The 21,429-nt window shown below is 70.5% G+C and carries 20 protein-coding genes and 1 pseudogene; 9 read left to right on the top strand and 12 right to left on the bottom strand.

The features are described 5' to 3' along the window. Both EK403_RS23095 and EK403_RS09705 read left to right on the top strand, forming a co-directional pair. Window positions 1-637, top strand: a pseudogene (locus EK403_RS23095) (flagellar motor protein MotA); the annotation flags it as partial. 7 nt (window positions 638-644) lie between these two features. Next, a complete protein-coding gene (locus tag EK403_RS09705; RefSeq protein ID WP_128777297.1) occupies window positions 645-1,667 on the top strand; it encodes a peptidoglycan -binding protein in 1,023 nt (340 codons plus the stop codon). Here EK403_RS09705 and EK403_RS09700 read toward each other — a convergent pair. Both EK403_RS09700 and EK403_RS09695 read right to left on the bottom strand, forming a co-directional pair. Next, window positions 1,648-2,094, bottom strand: coding sequence for a GNAT family N-acetyltransferase (locus EK403_RS09700; RefSeq protein WP_128777296.1), 447 nt, complete (start codon window positions 2,092-2,094; stop codon window positions 1,648-1,650). The two genes, EK403_RS09705 and EK403_RS09700, sit on opposite strands and share 20 nt — an antisense overlap. 4 nt (window positions 2,095-2,098) lie before the next feature. Further along, window positions 2,099-3,925: an ABC transporter transmembrane domain-containing protein gene (locus tag EK403_RS09695; protein ID WP_128777295.1), complete on the bottom strand. Its 1,827-nt coding sequence runs from the start codon at window positions 3,923-3,925 to the stop codon at window positions 2,099-2,101. A 225-nt stretch (window positions 3,926-4,150) separates the two neighbouring features. On the opposite strand from EK403_RS09695, the gene rpmE reads away from it, so the two are divergent. Next, the gene (gene rpmE / locus EK403_RS09690; protein WP_128777294.1) at window positions 4,151-4,384 is read left to right on the top strand and encodes a 50S ribosomal protein L31; all 234 of its coding nucleotides are present in this window, start codon (window positions 4,151-4,153) and stop codon (window positions 4,382-4,384) included. A gap of 73 nt (window positions 4,385-4,457) precedes the next feature. Continuing rightward, on the top strand, window positions 4,458-4,811 hold the full coding sequence (locus EK403_RS09685) for a hypothetical protein (RefSeq protein ID WP_128777293.1): 354 nt from the start codon (window positions 4,458-4,460) through the stop codon (window positions 4,809-4,811). Window positions 4,812-4,823: 12 nt separating this feature from the next. Here the strand turns inward: EK403_RS09685 and rcdA are convergent, their stop codons facing one another. Further along, a complete protein-coding gene (gene rcdA, locus EK403_RS09680) occupies window positions 4,824-5,351 on the bottom strand; it encodes a protease adaptor protein RcdA (protein ID WP_128777292.1) in 528 nt (175 codons plus the stop codon). Window positions 5,352-5,793: 442 nt separating this feature from the next. Then, window positions 5,794-5,994: a DUF1192 family protein gene (locus tag EK403_RS09675; protein WP_128777291.1), complete on the bottom strand. Its 201-nt coding sequence runs from the start codon at window positions 5,992-5,994 to the stop codon at window positions 5,794-5,796. Window positions 5,995-6,211: 217 nt separating this feature from the next. Here EK403_RS09675 and EK403_RS09670 point away from each other — a divergent pair, with 217 nt between their 5' ends. Beyond that, on the top strand, window positions 6,212-6,913 hold the full coding sequence (locus tag EK403_RS09670; RefSeq protein ID WP_128777290.1) for a DUF1013 domain-containing protein: 702 nt from the start codon (window positions 6,212-6,214) through the stop codon (window positions 6,911-6,913). Window positions 6,914-7,062: 149 nt separating this feature from the next. Here EK403_RS09670 and EK403_RS09665 read toward each other — a convergent pair whose 3' ends face one another. Continuing rightward, on the bottom strand, window positions 7,063-8,958 hold the full coding sequence (locus tag EK403_RS09665) for a propionyl-CoA synthetase (RefSeq protein WP_128777289.1): 1,896 nt from the start codon (window positions 8,956-8,958) through the stop codon (window positions 7,063-7,065). Window positions 8,959-9,342: 384 nt separating this feature from the next. Between EK403_RS09665 and EK403_RS09660 the strand changes: the two genes are divergently transcribed. After that, window positions 9,343-10,191, top strand: coding sequence for a DUF1206 domain-containing protein (locus EK403_RS09660; RefSeq protein WP_128777288.1), 849 nt, complete (start codon window positions 9,343-9,345; stop codon window positions 10,189-10,191). A gap of 7 nt (window positions 10,192-10,198) precedes the next feature. On the opposite strand, the gene putA is transcribed toward EK403_RS09660, so the two are convergent. Next, entirely contained in the window at window positions 10,199-13,858 is a 3,660-nt protein-coding gene (putA, locus tag EK403_RS09655) for a bifunctional proline dehydrogenase/L-glutamate gamma-semialdehyde dehydrogenase PutA (protein ID WP_245479614.1), read from the bottom strand. A 203-nt stretch (window positions 13,859-14,061) separates the two neighbouring features. Between putA and amaB the strand changes: the two genes are divergently transcribed. Continuing rightward, window positions 14,062-15,582, top strand: coding sequence for an L-piperidine-6-carboxylate dehydrogenase (amaB, locus tag EK403_RS09650; RefSeq protein ID WP_128777286.1), 1,521 nt, complete (start codon window positions 14,062-14,064; stop codon window positions 15,580-15,582). On the opposite strand, the gene EK403_RS09645 is transcribed toward amaB, so the two are convergent. Beyond that, on the bottom strand, window positions 15,579-16,046 hold the full coding sequence (locus EK403_RS09645) for an NfeD family protein (protein ID WP_128777285.1): 468 nt from the start codon (window positions 16,044-16,046) through the stop codon (window positions 15,579-15,581). The genes amaB and EK403_RS09645 overlap by 4 nt on opposite strands. Window positions 16,047-16,049: 3 nt before the next feature. After that, a complete protein-coding gene (locus tag EK403_RS09640; protein WP_128777284.1) occupies window positions 16,050-17,075 on the bottom strand; it encodes an SPFH domain-containing protein in 1,026 nt (341 codons plus the stop codon). A gap of 400 nt (window positions 17,076-17,475) precedes the next feature. Here EK403_RS09640 and EK403_RS09635 point away from each other — a divergent pair, with 400 nt between their 5' ends. Further along, on the top strand, window positions 17,476-17,817 hold the full coding sequence (locus EK403_RS09635) for a hypothetical protein (protein ID WP_128777283.1): 342 nt from the start codon (window positions 17,476-17,478) through the stop codon (window positions 17,815-17,817). Here the strand turns inward: EK403_RS09635 and hemH are convergent. The 3 genes from hemH to EK403_RS09625 all read right to left on the bottom strand — a co-directional run bounded on the left by hemH (window position 17,814) and on the right by EK403_RS09625 (window position 19,545). After that, complete coding sequence (gene hemH, locus EK403_RS09630; protein ID WP_128777282.1) at window positions 17,814-18,863, bottom strand: ferrochelatase; 1,050 nt, start codon at window positions 18,861-18,863, stop codon at window positions 17,814-17,816. The two genes, EK403_RS09635 and hemH, sit on opposite strands and share 4 nt — an antisense overlap. Before the next feature lie 36 nt (window positions 18,864-18,899). Beyond that, entirely contained in the window at window positions 18,900-19,043 is a 144-nt protein-coding gene (locus EK403_RS22330; protein ID WP_164919564.1) for a ribosome modulation factor, read from the bottom strand. A gap of 157 nt (window positions 19,044-19,200) precedes the next feature. Further along, on the bottom strand, window positions 19,201-19,545 hold the full coding sequence (locus EK403_RS09625; protein ID WP_128777281.1) for an antibiotic biosynthesis monooxygenase family protein: 345 nt from the start codon (window positions 19,543-19,545) through the stop codon (window positions 19,201-19,203). 131 nt (window positions 19,546-19,676) lie between these two features. On the opposite strand from EK403_RS09625, the gene EK403_RS09620 reads away from it, so the two are divergent. Then, complete coding sequence (locus EK403_RS09620) at window positions 19,677-20,432, top strand: ArsR/SmtB family transcription factor (RefSeq protein WP_128777280.1); 756 nt, start codon at window positions 19,677-19,679, stop codon at window positions 20,430-20,432. Here EK403_RS09620 and EK403_RS09615 read toward each other — a convergent pair. After that, complete coding sequence (locus EK403_RS09615) at window positions 20,376-21,323, bottom strand: nickel/cobalt transporter (protein ID WP_164919563.1); 948 nt, start codon at window positions 21,321-21,323, stop codon at window positions 20,376-20,378. The genes EK403_RS09620 and EK403_RS09615 overlap by 57 nt on opposite strands. Window positions 21,324-21,429 lie beyond the last annotated feature (106 nt).

Here is a 21,429-nt window from a genome sequence, read left to right as displayed (position 1 = left end):
CCCGCCCGCCCCCCGCCTCGACGAGGCCCGCGAGATCGGCCGCTACCTGACAGGGCTGCTGGTCTTTCTCGGCCTGCTCGGCACCTTTTGGGGCCTTCTGGAGACGGTCGGCTCGATCTCGAACGTCATCACCTCGCTGGGCGGCGGCGGCACGCAGGACACTGGCGTGCTGTTCGAGGAGCTGAAATCCGGCCTCGCCGGCCCGCTGGCAGGCATGGGCACCTCGTTTTCCGCCTCGCTGTTCGGCCTGTCCGGCTCGCTGATCCTCGGCTTTCTCGACCTGCAGGCGGGCCAGGCCCAGAACCGCTTCCACAACGAGCTCGAGGACTGGCTCGCGGCCGCGGTCTCGGCCGCCGACGCGGATGCGCATGACGAGGCCGCGACCGTGGCGAATGGGTCCGGCTCGCCCGAGCTCGCCGCCGCGATCGAGCGGCTCAACAGGGCGGTCTCCGAGAACTCCGGCAAGACCGCGAGCCAGGCGACAGCGCATCTCGCCGAGGGCATCCAGGGCCTTGTCAAGCACATGCGCTCCGAGCAGCAGATGATCCGCGACTGGGTCGAGAGCCAGTCGAACCAGCAGCAGGACATCAAGGAGCTGCTGGAGCGCCTGCTCGACGAGCGCGAGCGGGCGCGGTGAGGCCGTCATGGCCCTGAGCGCGCGCAGGCGCTACCGCGCCGTCGATTACTGGCCGGGCTTCGTCGACGCCCTGTCGACGCTGCTGCTCGTCATCATCTTCCTGCTGACGGTCTTCATGATCGCCCAGTTCATTCTGGGCCGAGAGGTCACGGGCAAGGATACGGCGCTGCAGCGCCTCAACGCCCAAATCGCCGAGCTCACCGAGCTTCTGGCGCTGGAGCGCTCCGGCTCGCGCGCCGCCAAGGAAGACCTCTCCAGCATGCAGGCGAACCTCTCCGCCCTGCAGGCCGAGCGCGACAGGCTTAAGGCCGACGCCGCGAGCGGCGGCGACAAGGCGCGGGCCGAGGGCGCTCGCGCCTCCGACCTCGCCGGCCAGCTCGACCGCGAGCGCGAGCTGACCGGCCGCGCGCTGAGCCAGGTCGAACTGCTCAACCAGCAGATCTCGGCGCTCCGCCGCCAGATCGCCGCGCTCGAGGACGCGCTCAACGCCTCCGAGGCGCGCGACCGCGAGAGCCAGACCAAGATCGCCGATCTCGGCTCAAGGCTGAACGTCGCGCTCGCCCAGCGGGTCCAGGAGCTGTCGCGCTACCGCTCGGACTTCTTCGGGCGGCTGCGCCAGATCCTCGCCGACCGTCCGGGCGTCACGGTCGTGGGCGACCGCTTCGTGTTCCAGTCGGAGCTGCTCTTCGACACCGGCCAGGCCGAGCTCAACGACGCCGCAAAGCCTGAACTCGATAAGCTCGCAGCCGCCATGCTCGAGCTCACCCGCGACATTCCGCCGGACATCGCCTGGGTGATGCGCGTCGACGGCCACACCGACGTGCGCCCGACGCGCGGCGCCTTCCCGTCAAACTGGTCGCTCTCCGCCGCCCGCGCGATCGCGGTGGTGCAGTATCTGGTCTCGAAGGGCGTGCCGCCCGAGCGGCTGCTCGCCGCCGGCTTCGGCGAGTTCCAGCCGATCGACGCCGCGCAGAACGAGGACGCCTACCGGAAAAACCGGCGGATCGAGCTCAAGCTGACGGAGCGTTGAGCCGCAGCGCCTTCTTGAGGAAAAATCTTTCGCTGCCCGGCGGCTGATCGGGGATCGAGCCAAAGACCGCAAAACCGCGCCCCTCGTAGAACCTCCGGTTCGCTTCGCCGAAACAGTCCACCCAGGCATTCACGCAGGCACGCCCGTGAGCGACTTTTTCCGCCTCCGCGATCACCAGTCCTCCGACGCCTTGCCCGCGTAGCGTCTCCGGCACGAACAGCAGCTCGACATAGAGCCAGCCATAGGTGGTGCGGCCCCAGAGCCCGCCGACGACATCGCCAGCCTCGTCGCGCAGCAGCACGGCAAGCGGCTCGATGTTCGATGGCCCGTAGGCCGCATCGTTGAAGGCCACCAGCCCGCGCAGGATCGCAGCCCTGTCGTCCTGGCTCGGGGCCTCCGCGACCTCGATCGTGACGCCGGCGGCCACGCTCCTACCCCGCGACCGCCTCGATGCGCCGCGCGGGCTCGGCGGCGCCGAACTGCAGCTCGGCGAGCCGCGCGTAGAGGCCGCGGCGGGCGACGAGCTCGGCGTGGCTGCCTTGCTCGACGATCCGGCCCTCGTCCAGCACGACGATGCGGTCGGCGGCGAGCACGGTCGCGAGGCGATGCGCGATCACGAGCGTGGCGCGGGCGTGCCGGGTCGCGGCGAGCGCCTCTTGCACGAAGGTCTCGCTCTCGGCGTCGAGCGCCGAGGTCGCTTCGTCGAGCAGCAAGACGGGCGCGTCCTTGAGGAGCGCCCGGGCGAGCGCGACGCGCTGGCGCTGCCCGCCAGACAGCGTCACGCCGCGTTCGCCGAGTTCGGTCTCGAAGCCGGCGGGCAAGGCCAGCGCGAAGCGGTCGGCGCCGGCGAGCCGCGCGGCCTCCTCCACCTCGGCGTCCGAAGCGGCGGCGCGCCCGAGCCGGATGTTCTCGCGCAGGCTCGCGGCGAACAGGACCGGGTCCTGCGGCACCAGCGCCACACGCTCGCGCAGCGACTCGAGAGACGCTTCGCGAAGATCCACGCCGTCGATCGTCACCCGGCCCTCGTCCGGGTCGTAGAAGCGCAGCGCGAGATGGAACAGGGTGCTCTTGCCCGCGCCCGACGGTCCGACGATCGCGACCGTCTCGCCCGGCTCGACGGCGAGCGTCACGCCGCGAAGGGCGGGCGCCGCGTCGTCGCCCGGATAGGTGAAGCGCACGGCTTCGAAGGCGAGCGCGCCTCGGGCGGGCGACGGCAGCGCGCGAGGCGCCGCCGGGTCCTTCACCGCGGGTTCGGTCCGCAGCAATTCGCCCAGCCGTTCGGCCGAGCCCGCCGCCTGGCTAACCTCGCCCCAGACATTGGAGAGCTCGCCGATCGCGCCGGCCGCGAACACGGCGTAGAGCACGAACTGACCGAGCGCGCCCGGCGTCATCGTTCCGGCGAGCACCGCCGTGGCGCCGTACCAGAGCACGCCGAGCACGCTCGCGAAGATCAGGAAGATCGCGACGCCGGTCAGGAACGCGCGGGCCGTGATGGCGCTCTGCGCCGCGTAATAGGCGTTCTCGACCGCGAGCGAGAAGCGGTCCACGACCCGGCGCTCGGCGTTGAACGCCTGCACGCCGCGCATCGCGCCGATCGCCTCGCCGGCGATCGCCGAGGCGTTCGCGAGCGTGTCCTGCGCGGAGCGCGAACGGCGGCGCACCGAGCGTCCGAAGGCCGCGAGCGGCAGCACGATGACAGGAATCGCGACCAGAACCAGCGCGGACAGCCAGGGACTCGTCACCACCATCATGGCGGCAGCGCCGAGGAACAGGAACAGGTTGCGCAGGGCCTGGCTGGCTGTCGCGCCGAACGCCGACTTGATCTGCGTCGTGTCCGCGGTCAGCCGCGAGACGATCTCGCCGGAGCGCTGCCGGTCGTAGAACGCCGGCGTCAGCTTCGTCAGGTGGCTGAAGACGGCGCTGCGAAGGTCGGCGACGACCCGCTCGCCCAGCGTGGTGACGAACCAGTAGCGGGCCGCGCTCGCGACTGCGAGAATGGAGACGACCGCCAGCATGGCGAAGAAATACTGGTCGACCATGCCAGGATGGTCGCTCGAGAAGCCGAAATCGATCAGGCGGCGCACGGCGACCGGGATGGCGAGCGTCGCGCCCGCGGCGGCGACCAGCGCCACGAAGGCCCCGACGACGCGGCCCTTGTGAGCGAGCGCGAAGGGCGCGAGCGCCTTCAGCGGGCGGAGCGACCGCGAGCTCGGCGCGGCCTCCGCGGCCGGCTCAGCAGCGCGGGGTCGACGGGCCATCTCGGCGGTCTTCTCGGATCGTTCCAAACATCGCGGGGTTATGGGGCGGCCAGGCGCCCTGGCACAACCCCGCCTTTCGCGGCCCATCGGCGCGGCCGCCTTCGGCGCGTGGCCGGCGGCGGTTGTCGGTCCGTCCGCTTTGAGGTATAGGCTCGGCCCCTCACGCCATTCCTTCAGACTCGACGCGCGGCCGCCGCCTGCGCGAAAAGCCGACGAGAGAGCGCCATGAAGGCCGACATCCATCCCAACTACCACACGATCAAGGTCGTCATGACCGACGGTACCGAGTACGAGACCCGTTCGACCTGGGGCAAGGAGGGCGACACCCTCCAGCTCGACATCGACCCGAAGACCCATCCGGCCTGGACCGGCGGCGCGCAGCAGCTGACCGACCGCGGCGGGCGTCTGTCGCGCTTCAACAAGAAGTTCGCGAATTTCGGCGTCGCCACCAAGAAGTGACGTCTGCGCCTTGCGCACGCCTGCAAGCCCCGGCCCTAATCGGCCGGGGTTTTGCGTTTGAAGGGCCGGCGACGTGAGCAGACATGTGCTTGTCGGCATCGCGACCGTGGCGCTGGCGGCGCTCGCCGTCGCGATCTGGCGGTTCAACGCGTCGACGCCCGGCGCCCCACTCGCGGGACAGAGCCGGGCCGACTTCGCGCGCTCCGCCGTCGAAGGGTGCCTCGCGACGCAAAGAGCGGCGACGCGGGACCGGCCGGCGCCCGAGGGAACGATCGAGCGGTTCTGCGGATGCTACGCCGAGGCGCTGGCTGACCGCGTCACGGCCGCGGACCTCGACAGGCTCGCGGGCAAGCCGGCGGCCGAGATCCAGTCGATCATGCGTGAGAAGATCCGGGCCGCGGACGATTCCTGCGTCAATAGTCGTTGAGCGCTTTGGACTTCAGCGCCGGCCGAAGGCTTGGCGCAGCAGCTCCATCTGACCCTCGAGCGGGTTGCCGGCCATATCCTCCGGCGCCGAGCGGCCGTCGAGCTGTAGGTCGAGGACCTGAACCCTCTCCTGCAGCCGCGCGGTCCGGTCGACGAGGTCGCGCAGCCGCTCCGGCAGGCGCGAGAACGTCTCGGCCGACAGCGTCGAGGCGATCGAGGTGAGCTTGACCTTGCGCTTCTCCTCGCGGGCCTGCTCGGCCGACATCTCGCCTTCGTTGACGGCGCGCTGGACCAGGAGCCAGGACGCGATCTGCATCAGCCGCGTGGTGAGCCGCATGCTCTCGGTCGCGTAGGCGATCGACTCCGGTCGGCCGAGCTTGCGCGACTCGGTGCGCCCCTCGCCGTCGAGATAGGCCGCGGTCTGTTCGACCAGCGCCATGCCCTCGCGGAACAGCGCGGTGAAGCCGGCCGATTCGACGAGCCGCGCGCCGAACGACACCGTTACGAGCGACGCGTCCGATCGTCCGTCCTCAATGGTCATATGGCGTCTCTCCGACCGACCGCGACAGCTGTCCGACATAGCGACGGGCGAGCATGGCATCAACGCGGCCTCATCCGCAAACGCCGGACCAATCCGGGGGTTGTCCCCAGAACGCGTGGGCTGATGGTTACCGCTGAATGAACAAAAAAAGGCCGCCGAGAACGGCGGCCGGAAAGTCGATGACAGGGAGGCGTCAAACAGAGTGGACAGGAACCACTCGAATCCAGGCAAACTGGATGATCGGAGTCATAATGGGAAAAGGTTAACGCAGCGTTAATCCGCACCGTGCGGGGCCGTACGCCAAGTATTTGTCCGCCTTTGAGAGCTCGCGACGGAGTTCACGAAGCGACGGCGGAGCGTTGGCGAGATCCAGATCGCGGCGCAGGACCCAAGGCGGCGCCGGGAGCAGGCTCCGTCTGGGCCGCCTGCCGCCAGCTTCGCCTTAGCGCTTGAACAGCAGGTCCGCGGCGTCGCGCTGGACGGACTTCTTCTCGGCCTCCCGCTCGAGACGCTCGATCTCCTCGCGGAGAAGCGCCGCACGCTCCCTGAGCTCCTCGACCGACAGCCGCGACAGGTCCTGTCCGACCTCGTGAGCGAGCTTGCGGACCGGCGCCGCGCCCGGCTCGTCATCGAATAAGGCCATCGCTGCCCTCCCGGCTCCGGCTTTCGAGGACGGCGACCGTGCCGGAACAGGACAGGATCGCGCAAGCCGCCAAAGGAATGGTCCCGCTTCGGAACACGGTCCCGGCTCCGTTGCGCCCTGGCCGAGAAGGGCCTATACCGGCCAGCATCCCGTCATCGATCATTCGACCAGGGCTCCGTCGCCGCCGCGACGGCCGGAGCATAAGGAGTTTCGCACCATGTCGAACGCGCCGCTGATGCCGAAGGCGACCGCGGTCTGGCTCGTCGAGAACACCTCGCTGTCGTTCCAGCAGATCGCCGATTTCTGCAAGCTGCACGAGCTTGAGGTGAAGGCGGTCGCCGACGGCGAGGCGGCGCAGGGCATCCGCGGCCTCGATCCGATCACCTCCGGCCAGATCACCCGCGAGGAGATCGAGAAGGGCCAGAAGAACCCGGACTACCGGCTCCAACTCGCGGTCTCCAAGGTGCGGCTGCCGCCCGTGAAACCCCGCAAGGGCCCGCGCTACACCCCCGTGTCGCGCCGCCAGGACAGGCCGAACGCGATCCTCTGGCTCGTCCGCAACCATCCAGAGCTCAAGGACGCGCAGGTCATGCGGCTGGTCGGCACGACCAAGACCACGATCGCCGCGATCCGCGACCGCACGCACTGGAACTCCCAGAACCTCACGCCCCAGGACCCGGTGACGCTCGGCCTCTGCTCGCAGATCGACCTCGATTTCGAGGTGGCGAAGGCCGCAAAGGCCAATCCCGACGCCGTCATCCGCCGCGAGGAGCCCGAGGAGGAGACGCTGCTGCCGGCCGAGGTCACGACCGCCGAACAGGGCGGAGCCGAGCTCGACGTCCAGAGCGTGTTCGCCAAGCTCAAGCAGCTGAAGCGCGACGACGAGGACGCGGACGAGGACGACGACCAGCGGCGGTGATCGGCCGACTGCGCCTCGCCTATGTCCCGGCCGTGAGCCGGGCCCCATTGAGCGCGGCGCTCTTTGGATCGATGTTGGCGGACGAGGTTCTTTCGGGCTCGGCGGCGTTGAATGGGTCCCGGCTCAAGGCCGGGACATGAGGGCGGAGCTCACCCTCTCCGCTCCTTCAGCGCCTCGCCGATCTCGTCGAGCGCCGTCGGATCCTCGATCGTAGCGGGCATCGTCCAGTCCTCGCCGTCGGCGATCTTCTGGATCGTGCCGCGCAGGATCTTGCCGGAGCGGGTCTTGGGCAGGCGCTGGACGGTGAGCGCCGTCTTGAAGGCGGCTACCGGCCCGACCCTGTTCCGCACCACGTCCACGATTTCGCGCTCGACCTCGTCCGCCGGCCGGTCGACCCCCGCCTTCAGCACCACGAATCCGACCGGCGCCTGGCCTTTGACGGCGTCGGCGACGCCGACGACGGCGCATTCGGCGACGTCGGGGTGGGAGGCGATCGCCTCCTCCATGCCGCCGGTCGAGAGCCTGTGCCCCGCGACGTTGATGATGTCGTCGGTGCGGGCCATGAAGAACACATAGCCGTCCTCGTCCACGAAGCCGGCGTCCGAGGTCTGGTAGTAGCCCGGGAAAGCCTCGAGATAGCCCTTGCGGAAGCGCGCCTCGTCGTTCCAGAGAGTCGGCAGGCAGCCGGGCGGCAAGGGCAGCTTCAGCACGATGTTGCCGAGCTTGCCCGCCGGCGCCTCGCGGCCGTCGTCCTCGAGGATCTTGAGGTCGTAGCCCGGCATCGGCACGGTCGGCGAGCCGTGCTTGACGGGCAGGAGCTCGATCCCGACCGGATTGCCGACGATCGCCCAGCCGGTCTCGGTCTGCCAGCAATGGTCGATGACCGGGACGCCCAGCTTCTCCTCAGCCCATTCGATGGTCGCCGGGTCGGCGCGTTCTCCGGCCAGAAACAAAGTACGGAAGCCGGAGAGGTCGTAGCCCGCCAGCTTCTCGCCCTTCGGATCCTCCTTGCGGATGGCGCGGAAGGCGGTCGGGGCGGTGAACAGGGCGACCGCCTTGTGCTCGGATATCACCCGCCAGAAGGCGCCGGCGTCGGGCGTGCCGATGGGCTTGCCCTCGTACAGCACGATGCTCGCGCCGTGGATGAGTGGGCCATAGATGATGTAGGAGTGCCCGACCACCCAGCCGATGTCGGACGCGCACCAGAACACCTCGCCGGGCTTCACGTCGTAGAGCCCCGACATCGACCAGGCGAGCGCGACCAGGTAGCCGCCGGTGTCGCGCACCACGCCCTTCGGCGTTCCGGTCGTGCCGGAGGTATAGAGGATGTAGAGCGGGTCGGTCGCGGCCATCGGCTCGCACTGGCTCGTGCGGCCGTTCGCGGCGTCGCGCAGCGCCTCCCAGTCATGGTCGCGGCCCCGCATCATCTCTGCCGAAAGTTCGGGACGCTGGAGCAGGATGACCGTGTCGGGCGCATGCGCCGACATGGCGATCGCCTGGTCGAGCAGCGGCTTGTACGCGACCTTGCGGGTCGGCTCGATTCCGCAGCTTGCGGTCAGGATGAGCTTCGGCCGGGCGTCGTCGATGCGCTTGGCGAGTTCCGCCGCCGCGAAGCCGCCGAACACCACCGAATGGATCGCGCCGAGCCGCGCGCAGGCGTAGACGCCGATGATCGCCTCGGGGACCATCGGCATGTAGACGATGACGCGGTCGCCCTTCTGAACGCCGAAATCCTGCAGCACCGCAGCGAAGCGCGACACCTGCTCGGTGAGCTCCGCGAAGGTGTAGGTCCGCTTCACGCCGGTGACGGGGCTGTCATAGATCAGCGCCGCCTGCTCGCCGCGGCCGTCCTCCACATGGCGGTCGAGCGCATTGTGGCAGGCGTTGAGCACGCCGTCCGGGAACCAGCGCCCATAGACGCCCTTCGACGGGTCGAAGGCGCGCAGCGGGCGTTCGATCCAGTCGATCGCCTCCGCGGCCTTGAGCCAGAAGGCCTCCGGGTCCGCCAACGACGCGGCGTAGATGTCGGCGTATGGCGTGGACATGGGCGGCGCGTCCTCGGGCTCGGGCGGCTGAACCGCCTCTTTGCCCGTTTCTAGCCCGCCGCTCGACGCCGCGCCACGATCCTTACGGACGGAGGGGCCGCCGCGACGCGACGACCCCTCCCATTCTCAAGATCGCGGTCTTCGAGAACCGACGACCCGCATCCGATTTCTCAGACGCGATCCCCGCACCAGGCCGGGATCCAGGTCGCTGCCCTCTCTGAGCGCAGATCGTGACAATGAGACACTGGATCACCTCCTTTCGGTTGGTTGACGACACGCAAAGTATGGGCGCCCCGCCGAGTCCGCGCAACGGCGTCGCCGGTTTGTCCACCGTGTCGTGGGTCCGCCGCTTGAAGCGCGCGTCGGCCGCCCGATGATCGATGGATGAGCGCGCCACGCGACGTCAGGATCGAGCATTTCGCGCGCGCAGGACTGGCGGCCCGCGGCGCCGTCTATCTCCTGGTCGGCGGCCTTGCGCTCACCGCCGCCATCGGGGCGGGGGGTGACGTCGGCGGCAACGAATCCGCCCTCCGCTCGCTGCTGTCCCAGCCCTTCGGCGCGGCGATCATCGGCGCGATCGGCCTCGGCCTGGTCTTCTTCGCCGCCTGGCGGATCTACAGCGCGATCGTCGACCCGGATGGTCACGGCGATACTGCGAAGGGACTCGGCACGCGCGCCGTCCACGCCCTGAGCGGGATCGTGAACGGGGCTCTCGCCCTGACCGCGCTGACGATCGCGCTCGGCGTCTCGGCGGGCGGCGGAGGCGACGACGACGCGGCGCAGGACTGGACCGCCTTTCTGCTGTCGCAGCCCTTCGGGCGATGGCTGACCGCGGCGGTCGGCGCGGGCGTCGTCGGCGCCGGCCTGTTCCACCTGTGGAAGAGCTGGCGCGGCGACATGCTGAAGCGGCTCTCCGTGCCCGCCGAGCGGCGCAGCCTCGCGCTGATCGTCGGGCGGGTCGGATACGCGGCGCGCGGCGTGGTGTTCATCGTGATCGGCGGCTTCCTGATCGCCGCGGCGATCCACGGCGATTCGTCGGAGGCGAAGGGCCTGGGCGGCGCGCTCCAGGCGCTCGAGGACCAGCCCTTCGGCTGGGCGCTGCTCGCATTGGTCGCCGCCGGTCTTGCGGCCTTCGGCGCCTTCGGATTCCTGCAGGCGCTGTGGCGGCGCATCCGTGCGCCCGACCTCTCGGACGCGAAGGCGGCGCTCGACGCGATCGCCCGCAAGGTCTGACCAGTCCTCAGCCGTCCAGCGCCATCAGGCTGGCGTTGCCGCCGGCCGCCGCGACATTGACGCTGATCGCGACTTCGCGGAGCAGGAACTCGATCGGGATCGCCTCGTCGCCGCCGCGCGGGGCGACGTGGACGGATGCGATCGGACCTTTGCGGGCGGCCGCCTCCGCCAGCGTCGCGCGGATCGTCCGCCGCTCGTCCTCGACCAGCGCCGCGGCCCAGGCGCCGCCGTCCGACCGAAGGCGTGCGATCCGGACATGGGCGGCGAGGTCCGCGGCGAGCCGCGCGAGCTCCGCCTCGAGTCGGGGCGACGTATCGACCAAGACCCGATTGCCGGTCGCGAGCGCCGCGCCGATCTGGAGAAACAGCGCCTCCTCGCTTCGGGCGCGGCAGAGCACGGCTCCGCGGGGACGCAGTTCGTACGTATTGCTCTCGCCGACGGGCCCGGGAAGCTTCACGCGTGCGCCGAGCGGCGAGCGGGCGGCGAGCGCCCGGCAGCGCTCGCCGAGCGCCGGCCGTCCCGTCGCGACGAGCCAGCGGGCGAAGGCTTCCGCCGCTTCCGGCGCGCCGCCGGCCAGCCCTTGCGGCGCCGGTCGGCGCGAGACCAGCCGACGAAGATAGAGCGGGCCCCCGGCCTTCGGTCCCGTACCGGACAGGCCATGCCCGCCGAACGGCTGCACCCCGACCACGGCCCCGATCATGTTGCGGTTGACGTAGAGGTTGCCCGCGGGCGCCCGCACGGCGAGGCGCTCGACGGTCTCGTCGATGCGGGTGTGCAGGCCGAAGGTCAGTCCGTAGCCCAGCGCCTCGATCTCGCCCACGAGGTCGTCCAGCGAGTCGCGCCGGTAGCGCAGGACGTGGAGCACGGGGCCGAACACCTCGCGCTTCAGATCGGCGACGCGGGCGATCTCGATGATGGTCGGCGCGACGAAGGTCCCGGAGGCGCAGCCCGCGCCGAGCGCGCCCGACCATGTCGGCGCGCCGCCGTTGCGCATGTCCTCGACATAGGTCGCGATCGATTTCCCCGCCTGCTCGGAGATCACGGGCCCGACATCGGTCGACAGACGCGACGGATCGCCGATTTCGAGCTCCGCCGCAGCGCCCTTCAGCATGGCGAGCACGTGGTCCGCGACGTCCTCCTGTACGCACAGCAGCCGCAGCGCCGAGCAGCGCTGCCCGGCCGAGTCGAAGGCTGAGGCGAGGATGTCGGCGACCGACTGCTCGGGCAGCGCCGACGAATCCACGATCATGGCGTTGAGGCCGCCCGTCTCGGCGACCAGCGGCACGGGGGCGCCGTCGCGGCCGAGCCGGCGGGCGAGCGCCCGCTGGATCGAGCGCGCCGCCTCGGTCGACCCGGTGAACAGCACGCCGTCGGCGCGGGCGTCGGCGACCAGCGCCGCGCCGACCGCGCCGTCGCCCGGCAGAAGCTGGAGCGCCGTCGGCAGGACCCCCGCTTCGCGCAGCAGCCATATGACCCGCGAAGCGATCAGCGGCGTCTCCCCCGCGGGCTTGGCCAGCACGGAATTCCCCGCGGCGAGCGCGGCGGCGACCTGGCCCGTGAAGATCGCGAGCGGGAAGTTCCAGGGGCTGATGCACACGACGGTTCCGAGCGGCTCGTGGCTTTCGACCTGCCAGCCGCCGGCTTCGGCCGCATAGTAGCGCAGGAAGTCGACCGCCTCGCGGACCTCAGCGACCGCCGCCCCGAACGTCTTGCCCGCCTCCCGCACGAGCAGGCCATACAGCTCCGCGGCGGCGGACTCGATCAGATCGGCGGCGCGCCGCAGCGTCGAGGCGCGGTCGGCCGGCGGCCTCGCCCCCCAAGTCCCGGCGCCGGCCGCGGCAAAACGGAACGCCGCCTCGATCTCCTCGGGCGTCGCCTCCGAAACCCTGCCCACGGTCTCGGCCCGCCGAGCGGGATTGACGATGTCGCGCGGGGCTCCTCCCCGGCCGACGCCTTCGCCGAGCATCGGCGTGGCGAACCAACGTCCCGACGCCGTTTCGCGCAAGTCCGACGCAATCCCGGCCAGCGCGGCTTCATCGGCGAGGTCGAGCCCCGTCGAGTTCTGCCGCGCAGCTCCGAACAGGTCCCGCGGAGCGCGGATCGCGTCATGCGGCCAGCCCGGCGGCGACAGCCTCAGCGCAGCCTCGACAGGGTCGGCGACAAGCGCCTCCAGGCTGACCTCCTCATCCGCCACCCGGTTGACGAAGGAGGAGTTCGCGCCGTTCTCGAGCAGCCGGCGCACCAGATAGGCGAGCAGCGTCTCGTGCGGGCCGACGGGCGAATAGATGCGACACGGGCGGCCGAGGCCGTCCGCGCCGATGATCTCCTCGTAGAGCGGCCGGCCCATGCCGTGCAGACACTGGAATTCGTAGGTCTCGGCCGGAACGTCGGGGCCCGCCATCTCGTGGATCGCCGAAAGCGTTGTGGCGTTGTGGGTCGCGAACTGGGGATAGATCGCGTCGCGGGCGTCGAGCATCTTCCGCGCGCAGGCGAGATAGCTGACGTCGGTGTGGATTTTTCGCGTGAAGACCGGAAAATCGGGCAGCCCCAGCGTCTGCGCGCGGCCGATCTCGCTGTCCCAATAGGCGCCCTTGACGAGCCGAACCATGATGCGCCGCCCGGTCCTTCGGGCGAGGTCGGCGACGAGGTCGATCACGAAAGGCGCGCGCTTGCCATAGGCCTGGACCACGAAGCCGACGCCGTCCCAGCCCGCCATCTCGGGCGCGGCGCACAGCGCCTCGAGCAGGTCGAGCGAGACCTCGAGACGGGTCTGCTCCTCGGCGTCGATGTTGAGCCCTATGCCGTGCCGGCGCGCGAGCGTCGCGAGGCCGAGCAGCCGCGGATAGAGCTCGGCCATGACACGCGCGCGCTTCGCCCGCTCGTAGCGCGGATGCAGCGCCGACAGCTTGATCGAGACGCCGGCGCGCTCGACCACCGTCGCGCCCCTGGCCTCAGCCCCGATCGCCTCCACGGCGCGCTGGTAGGACGCGAGATAGCGCGCGGCGTCCTCCGCCGTCACGGCCGCCTCGCCCAGCATGTCGTAGGAGTGGCGGAAGCCCCCGCGCTCCAGCCTGCCGCCATGCGCGATCGCCTTCTCGATGGTGCGGCCGGCGACGAACTGGTCGCCCAAGAGCCGCATCGCGAAGTTGACGCCGGCGTGGATCAGCGGCTCGCCGCCGCGCCGGATGAGCCGGCCGAGGGCGGAGGTGAGCTCCGTCTCACGGCCGGCCGAGGTCAGCCGGCCAGTGATCATCAGGCCCCATGTCGCAGCGTTGACGAACAGCGAGGGGCTGTGGCCGAGATGCGAGCGCCAGTCGCCGCCCGCGATCTTGTCGCGGATCAGCGCGTCGCGCGTCTCGTGGTCGGGGATGCGCAGCAGCGCCTCGGCGAGGCACATCAGCGCGACGCCCTCCTGGCTCGACAGATCGTATTCCTGGATCAGTCCGCCGACGCCCGCCCCGGGTCCCTTGGCGCGCAGCGTCTCGACGAGGCGGGTCGCCAACGCTCTGGCGGAGGCGGCCTGCGCCGGCGCGAGCGTCGCGGCCTCGATCAGCGGCGGGAGGCAATCGGGCTCCGGTCGATAGGTCGCCGCGGTGACGGCCGCGCGCAGCACGGAGCGCGGCGGGACCTCTGCGGCGAGATCTGCAAAGAGATCTTGGCGATTCACGGCCACCCCGTCCCCTCGGCGATCGCTCTCTGTGACGTCGCTGGTCCATCTTCAGCATAAGGCGTCGTGATCCGGCTTGACCGGACCACCCATGTTCAACGTAGAGCTCGACGCCGACGATGGGTCCTCCGCTCAAGCCGGAGGACGACGAGCCTGAATTTGCGCCGTCCGCGAGGACGACGCCGTCCGTAAAGACAAGTCTCATGCCGCTTTCCCCCGCCGACGAGACCCGAACGCTGCTCGCCCCCCTCGGCGTTCCAGCCCCACGCGTTTCAGCCGGCGATCTCGTCGTCCGCTCGCCGATCGACGGCGCGGAGATCGGCCGCGTCGCCGAAGCGGATGCGGAAGGCGTCGCGCGCGCCGTCGCGGCCGCCGAGGCCGCTTTTCTCAAGTGGCGCTGCGTCCCGGCGCCGAGGCGCGGCGAACTGGTGCGGCTGTTCGGCGAGGAGCTCCGCGCCGCGAAGGCAGACCTCGGCTGCCTCATCACGCTCGAATGCGGCAAGATCCTCTCCGAGGGACTCGGCGAGGTCCAGGAGATGATCGACGTCTGCGACTTCGCCGTCGGTCTCTCGCGCCAGCTCTACGGCCTGACCATCGCGAGCGAGCGTCCCGAGCACCGGATGTCCGAACTGTGGCGGCCGCTCGGCGTGGTCGGCGTCGTCTCGGCCTTCAACTTCCCTGTGGCGGTCTGGGCCTGGAACGCTGCGCTCGCGCTGGTCTGCGGCAACGCCGTGGTCTGGAAGCCCTCGGAGAAGACCCCGCTCACGGCGCTCGCCGTCCAGTCGCTGTTCGAGCGCGCCGCCGCTCGCTTCCCCGACGCGCCGGAGGGCCTGTCGCAGCTCCTGATCGGCGGCGCGGCGGTCGGCGAGGCGCTGGTCGACGACGCGCGGGTCGCGCTGGTCTCGGCGACCGGCTCGACCGCCATGGGCCGCAAGGTCGGCCCGCGGCTCGCCGCCCGCTTCGCCCGGGCGCTGCTCGAGCTCGGCGGCAACAACGCCGCGATCGTGCGCCCAACCGCCGATCTCGACCTGACGCTGCGGGCCCTCGCCTTCTCGGCGATGGGCACGGCCGGGCAGCGTTGCACCACGCTCCGCCGCCTGTTCGTCCATGACGACGTCTACGAGCCGCTGCTGCGGCGCCTGAAGGCCGCCTATTCGAGCGTCTCGATCGGCGACCCACGCGCCGAGGGCGTGCTGGTCGGCCCGCTGATCGACGCGCGCGCCTTTGACGGAATGCAGGCGACGCTCGCGAAGCTGCGCTCGATGGGCGCGATCGTCCATGGCGGCGAGCCCGTCGAGGTCGCGAGGGCGCCAGGCGGCTTCTACGCGCGCCCCGCCCTTGTGGAAATGAACACGCAGACGGGGCCGATGCTGGACGAGACGTTCGCGCCGATCCTCTACGTCATGCGCGTCGCCGATCTCGACGAGGCGATCGAGCTGAACAACGCCGTCGCCCAGGGACTGTCGTCCTCGATCTTCACCAACGATTTGCGCGAGGCCGAGACGTTCCTCTCTGAGCGCGGCTCGGACTGCGGCATCGCCAACGTCAATATCGGACCGTCGGGCGCCGAAATCGGCGGCGCGTTCGGCGGCGAGAAGGAGACCGGCGGCGGCCGCGAATCCGGGTCCGACTGCTGGAAGGCCTATATGCGGCGCGTCACCAGCACGGTGAATTACGGCCGCGGACTGCCGCTCGCCCAGGGCGTCAGGTTCGACCTCGCCTAGCGGTCGGCGCGCTCAGCCTCCTCCACCACCACCAGGGTCGGTCCCTCCGCGGCCGTAACCCTGATCCGGGTCCCGGCCGGGAGGTCCGGGCCGGAGACCCGCCACGTCGTGTCGTCGATCCGGATGCGGCCGTCGCCGTTCACGATCGGGGCGTCGAGCGTGAAGACCTTGCCGACATGCCGCTCGGCGCGACGGTTCAGCATCGGCCGGTCGCTGGTCGCGGCGTTGTCGGGTCGCCCGAACATCCACCAGCCGACGGCGGCCGCAAGGCCCAGAACCGCGAAGGCCACGAGCTCGACCTGCCAGCCGGGGTCGAACAGGAAGGCCGCGATCCCGACCACGATCGCCGCCATCCCGAGCCACAGCAGCACGGTGCCCGGCGCCACGAGCTCGATTGCGAGCAGCACCAGGCCGAACACGATCCACCGCCACGCCCCGAGCGCGGCCACGAGGCTGAGCAGCATGGCTCAGGCGGCCCCGCCAGGCGGCGTGGGCGGCGCCCCGGTCGTCACCACCCCGCTCGGCGGCACGCTCGAGCGAGGCGCGGCCGGCCGGGCGGCGGGGGCCGTGGCGCGGGCAGCCGCTGTCGCCGCCGAAGCCCCGCCGAACGAATCCCGCGCGATCTCGGCGACGCCGCCGAGCGCCCCGAGCAGCGCGGTCGCCTCGTAGGGCAGCACCATGGTCTTCTGGTTCGGCGAGGTCGCCATGGCCTTGAGCGCCTCGACGTATTTCTGGGCGATGAAGTAGTTGAGAGCCGCCATGTCGCCGCGCGCGACGGCCTCGCTCACCATCGTGGTCGCGGTCGCCTCGGCCTGGGCGGATCGTTCGCGCGCCTCGGCGTCGCGGAAGGCCGCCTCCTTGCGCCCTTCCGCCTCAAGGATCTGCGCCTGCTTGGCGCCCTCGGCGACCAGCACCGCGGCGCGCTTCTCGCGCTCCGCCTTCATCTGCCGGCCCATCGCCGTGACGATGTCGGAGGGCGGCGTGATGTCCTTGATCTCGATGCGCGTGACCTTGACGCCCCACGGGCCGGCGGCGGCGTCGACGACATGCAGCAGCCGCGAATTGATCTCGTCGCGCTGGCTCAGCATGTGGTCGAGGTCCATCGAGCCCAGCACCGAGCGGATGTTTGTCATGGTGAGGGCGAGGATGGCGCGTTCGAGATTCGTCACCTCGTAGGACGCCTGCGCGGCGTCCACCACCTGGAAGAACGCCACCCCGTCGACCTGCACGATCGCGTTGTCGCGCGAGATCACGTCCTGCCGCGGAATCTCGAGCACCTGCTCCATCACGTTCATCTTGCGCCCGATCTGGTCGATGAACGGCACGATCAGGGTCAGGCCGGGATACAGCGTTCGGGTGTATTTCTGGAAGCGCTCGACGGTATAGTTGTAGCCCTGCGGGACGGTCTTCACCCCGGCGAAGATCAGGAACACGAACAGGGCCGCAATCACGATCGCGGTGATGTCGAAGCCCGACAGGCCGAATTCGTCCATCGCGGCGCTCCCCGTTGGCGGCGACGCGCATGAGGCGCCAGAGCCGCCACGAAGGCAAGGCGCTGCGCCGGATTCCTTCGATCTCCAGCTGCGGTCGTCTCTATCTGAAGTTGAGCAAACGACCAGGCGAGTATCGCACGACTTCGCCAAGGCCATGACGCAAGCCACTTGCATATACAACTTTAGAGTGCTTAAAATTACGCCTAACAACTTTGACGAACATCGGCAGGACGTTGAGCGCTGGACCGCCGCGACGGGCGGCGAGCGACCTCTCATGCGGACCCGACGGAAGACCCACAGTCCCTGACGCGCCGCTCGACGAAAATCAGGGAGCTTCTGGCGCGGCTCGGCGGCGCGGAGCGCGCGCCGCTGATCGGGATCGTCGACGGACCGCCTGATCTTGGCGCTGCGGAGTTCGAGGGCGCGCGTTTATCTGTCGAAACTCATGCTTCCCGAGGCGCCGTTCGAGCCCGACACGCACGGCACCGAGGTCTGCGGCCTGATCCTCGGCCGCCGGTTCGGCTTCGCCCCGGATGTTCCCGGGCTCGCCCGTCCGGTCTTCTTCCGGGGGCGCGCCGGCGGCGGCGCCCCGAGCGCGTCGCAGATGGATCTCGCCCGCGCCCTGACGCTCGCGCCGTCGCGCAGTCCGGCTGCCGCGCCTCCGGCTGACGACATTCGCGGGACCGCGTTCACGAGCGCTCTGAGGGCCGACCTCGACGCAGCTGAGACGGAAGGCTGCTAGACCCACCCCATGAGCTCGCGCCGCACGACGTGCTCGATGACTCGCATGCCGTCCGCGGAATCGTTGAGGCAGGGGATGGCGGCGAACCTCTCGCCGCCATTGTGCAGGAAGATCTCGGCGTTCTCGCCCGCGATCTCCTCGAGCGTCTCGAGGCAGTCGGCCGCAAATCCCGGCATGCAGACCGCGAGCCGCTTCACGCCTTGCTTCGCCAGCGCCTCCACGGTCTTGTCGGTGTAAGGCTGGAGCCATTCTGCCGGCCCGAAGCGCGACTGGAAGGTGATGCGGAAACGGTTCTCGTCGAGCCCGAGAGCCTCACGCATCAGCCGCGCGGTCTTCTGGCACTGGCAGTGATAGGGATCGCCCTTGTCGAGATAGCTCTGCGGCACGCCGTGGAAGGAGGCGAGGATGACCTCCGGCTCGAAGTCCAGCTTCGCGAGCTCGGTCCTGAGCGAGCCCGTGACGGCCTCGATATAGACCGGGTCGTCGGCCCAGGGCGGGGCCACGCGGAGCACAGGCTGCCAGCGCATCTTTTTCAGCGCGTCGAAAGCCTTGTCGCAGACCGTGGCGGAGGTCGCGGCGGCGTATTGCGGGTAGAGCGGGACCAGCAGGATGCGGTCGCATCCTTCCATCTGCAGCGCCTCGATCCGCGAGGCGATCGATGGGTTGCCGTAGCGCATCGCCCAGTCGACCACGAGCGCCGGCGCCTTGTCGGCGAGGCAGGCGGCGAGCTTCTCCGATTGGCTGCGCGTGATGGTCCTAAGCGGGCTCTCGTCGCGCTCGCGGTTCCAGATCGAGGCGTAGTCCTTGCCCTTGCGCCCCGGCCGCGTCGACAGGATCACGAGGTTGAGCAGCGGCCACCAGATCAGCCGCGGCGTCTCGATCACGCGGCGGTCGGACAGGAACTCCTTCAGATAGCGCCGCATCGACCAGTAATCGACGCCGTCCGGGGTGCCGAGATTGACCAGCAGCACGCCGATCCGCCCGGATTTTACGGGCGGATGTTCGACCGGCAGCCGCACGGCGCCCTGTGGAAAGGGGGCGTTCATTCCGGTCCCGCCCCCTGCTTGGGTCCCGTCGGCATCTCAGTCCGGCGTACGGGACGCCTGCCGGGCCGCGACCCAGCCCTTCAGCCAGGCGTCGCGGCGGACGGCGTCCCTGTAGGGACAGCGGCGCATCTCGACGCCGGACGAAAACGCCTCGCGGCCTTCCTGCTCGATCCGTTCCAAACTCAAACTCCTTATGTTGCGCCACACATATAGGGAGCGCCCGCAGATCCGCGATGGACGTCAATGGATTAAACACAACCCATTAGGCGGCGCGCGATCGGCCGTCGGCCTGCCGCCCACGATATCTTCGAGGACCGGGACCTTCGCGGAGCGGCGCTCACCCGTGCAGCGCCACCGCGTCCTCCGGGGCCTCGGCGCGCTCGGTCATACCGTAATCCCTCACCACGCCCGCGACCCTCAGCCGATAATCGGCGAAGATCCCAGCGCGGCCAGCCTTCTGCATGGTCTGGTGGCGGCCGTGCCGCCGCCAGTTCAGCAGCGCCTCCTCGTCGCGCCAGAAGGACAGCGACACGAATTTGCCGGGCCGCGTCACGCTCTCGAAGCGCTCGACCGAGATGAAGCCGTCGGCCTGCTCGACGTCGGCCTTGAGCTGCATGGCGAGGGAAAAATAGTCGGCCGCGCGCCCTTCGGCCGGCTCGACCTCGAAGATGACGGCGATCATGGGCGGCTCCCTTTCATTGTCACCAGCTCCAGATTCGGCGCCCCGGCTGGATAAGGCAAGGCGGGACGCTTCGGCCGCGGCCGAAGCGTCGGCGCTCGTGCGTGCGAAGACGGCGCGCTAGCATCCTCGCCATGAGCAGGACAATCCCGGACCCGCTGATCTCGGAAGCCGCCGCGCTGATCGGCGACCCCACGCGCGCCGCGATGCTCGGCGTGCTGTTGGACGGGCGCGCCCGCACGGCCAAGGAGCTCGCGAGCCTCGCCGGCGTCGCGCCCGCGACGGCGAGCGGGCACATCGCCAAGATGACGGCGGCGGGGCTCGTCTCGGTCGCGTCGCAGGGGCGGCATCGCTATGTGCGGCTCGCCTCTGCGGAGGTCGCCGAGATCCTCGAGCGCCTCATGGCGCTCGCGGCCTTCGCACGGCCCCCGCGCCGCGCGGTCGGCGCCGAGGAGGCGGCCTTCCGCCATGCCCGCAGCTGCTACGACCATTTCGCCGGGACGCTGTCGGTCGAACTCGCGGAGGCGCTGGTGCGGCGCGACGTCCTTCGGCGCGGACCGGACGGCTTCGAGCCGACGCTTCACGGCGAGCGGTGGTTCCGCGCCCTCGGGGTCGACGTAGCGCGGGCGCGCGCCTCGTCGCGGGCCTTTGCGCGCTGCTGCCTCGACTGGAGCGAGCGGCGCGACCATCTGGCCGGCGCGCTCGGCGCGGCGCTGCTGGAGGCGCTGCTCGCCAAGGGTCATCTCGTCCGCCGCAAGGACGGGCGCACGCTCGACGTCCCGGCCTCGGGACGGCGGTTCTTCGCGGAGGAGATCGACAGGTCTCCGCCGCGCTCAGCCGCCGCCGGCCGTCCCGGAGGCGAACAGCCCGCCGAGCAGCAGCGCGCCTAGCGCGAGGACCGCAAGCGCGGCCAGCATCTCGAGCCCCGCCACGATCGCGGCGCCTGCGCCGGGACGGGCGGCTGCGAGGCGGAGCGCGGTCGCCTTGGCGCCGACCGCAAGCGCCGCGATCGCCGCCACCGTGACCGCGGTCCCGACCGCCATCGCGAAGGTCGCGGCGATCCCGGCCCAGAAGATCCCCTGGCTCAGCGCGAACACCAGCGTCACCAAGGCGCCGGTGCAGGGGCGAAGGCCGATCGCCAGCACCGCGGCGCCGGCCTGCCGCCAGTCGACGCGGCCTTCCGCGATCCGCGGGTCGACGCCGTGGCCATGCGCGCAATCTGGCCCGTGGACATGGGCAGGAAGGCCGCGCAGGACGCGCGAAAACCCGAGACCCTTCCGCCACGCCAGCGCGAGCCCGACCGCGACGACCGCGGCGTAGCTCGCGGCCTCCAGCCACCAGGTCGCGCCCGCCATCGCCATGCTGGTCATTTTGAGGACGACGGCGAACAGGCCGACCAGCGCGATCGCGGTGACGGCCTGCGCGAGCGCCGCGGCCGCGGAGAGCGCCACGCCGCGGCGAAAACCGTCGCCAGTCGCGACCAGATAGGAGGAGATCACCGCCTTGCCGTGGCCGGGGCCCGCGGCGTGGAACACGCCATAGGCGAAGGAGAGGCCAGCGAGCAGGACGAGCGCGCCCCGATCCTCCCGCACCGCCCGGATCGCGCTGGAGAGTTCGAGGTAGAAGGCCGACTGCTTGGCCGCGACCCAGGCGAACACGCCGGTCGGCGCGCCGACGCCCGGCGCATCGGGGCGTCCGACGCCGAACGGCCCCGCGCCTTGCGCGAGCGCGTGGGAGGCGAGGAGGCAGACGGCGGCGGCAGCGAGAACGACGATAGCCAACGGGCGCCCAGCTCCGGATGCTGAGGCGCTATTCTCCCTTCCCTTGCAAAGGCGAGGGTGGGCTTGGCCGAAGGCCAAGGCCGGGTGGGGATCGGGCAGGATGGAG

This window comes from Hansschlegelia zhihuaiae, from assembly GCF_004103825.1.
In the GTDB taxonomy this organism is placed as follows: Bacteria; Pseudomonadota; Alphaproteobacteria; order Rhizobiales; family Methylopilaceae; genus Methylopila; species Methylopila zhihuaiae.
The sequence above is the reverse complement of the archived record's forward strand: the minus strand, read 5'-3'. Positions and strand labels throughout refer to the sequence as shown.

Bases quoted from the DNA above. Each gene is read 5' to 3' on its own strand.
- EK403_RS09705 (WP_128777297.1), top strand. From the start codon at position 645: ATGGCCCTGAGCGCGCGCAGGCGCTACCGCGCCGTCGATTACTGGCCG.
- EK403_RS09695 (WP_128777295.1), bottom strand. From the start codon at position 3,925: ATGGCCCGTCGACCCCGCGCTGCTGAGCCGGCCGCGGAGGCCGCGCCG.
- rpmE (WP_128777294.1), top strand. From the start codon at position 4,151: ATGAAGGCCGACATCCATCCCAACTACCACACGATCAAGGTCGTCATG.
- rcdA (WP_128777292.1), bottom strand. From the start codon at position 5,351: ATGACCATTGAGGACGGACGATCGGACGCGTCGCTCGTAACGGTGTCG.
- EK403_RS09675 (WP_128777291.1), bottom strand. From the start codon at position 5,994: ATGGCCTTATTCGATGACGAGCCGGGCGCGGCGCCGGTCCGCAAGCTC.
- EK403_RS09670 (WP_128777290.1), top strand. From the start codon at position 6,212: ATGTCGAACGCGCCGCTGATGCCGAAGGCGACCGCGGTCTGGCTCGTC.
- EK403_RS09665 (WP_128777289.1), bottom strand. From the start codon at position 8,958: ATGTCCACGCCATACGCCGACATCTACGCCGCGTCGTTGGCGGACCCG.
- EK403_RS09660 (WP_128777288.1), top strand. From the start codon at position 9,343: ATGAGCGCGCCACGCGACGTCAGGATCGAGCATTTCGCGCGCGCAGGA.
- amaB (WP_128777286.1), top strand. From the start codon at position 14,062: ATGCCGCTTTCCCCCGCCGACGAGACCCGAACGCTGCTCGCCCCCCTC.
- EK403_RS09645 (WP_128777285.1), bottom strand. From the start codon at position 16,046: ATGCTGCTCAGCCTCGTGGCCGCGCTCGGGGCGTGGCGGTGGATCGTG.
- EK403_RS09640 (WP_128777284.1), bottom strand. From the start codon at position 17,075: ATGGACGAATTCGGCCTGTCGGGCTTCGACATCACCGCGATCGTGATT.
- hemH (WP_128777282.1), bottom strand. From the start codon at position 18,863: ATGAACGCCCCCTTTCCACAGGGCGCCGTGCGGCTGCCGGTCGAACAT.
- EK403_RS09625 (WP_128777281.1), bottom strand. From the start codon at position 19,545: ATGATCGCCGTCATCTTCGAGGTCGAGCCGGCCGAAGGGCGCGCGGCC.
- EK403_RS09620 (WP_128777280.1), top strand. From the start codon at position 19,677: ATGAGCAGGACAATCCCGGACCCGCTGATCTCGGAAGCCGCCGCGCTG.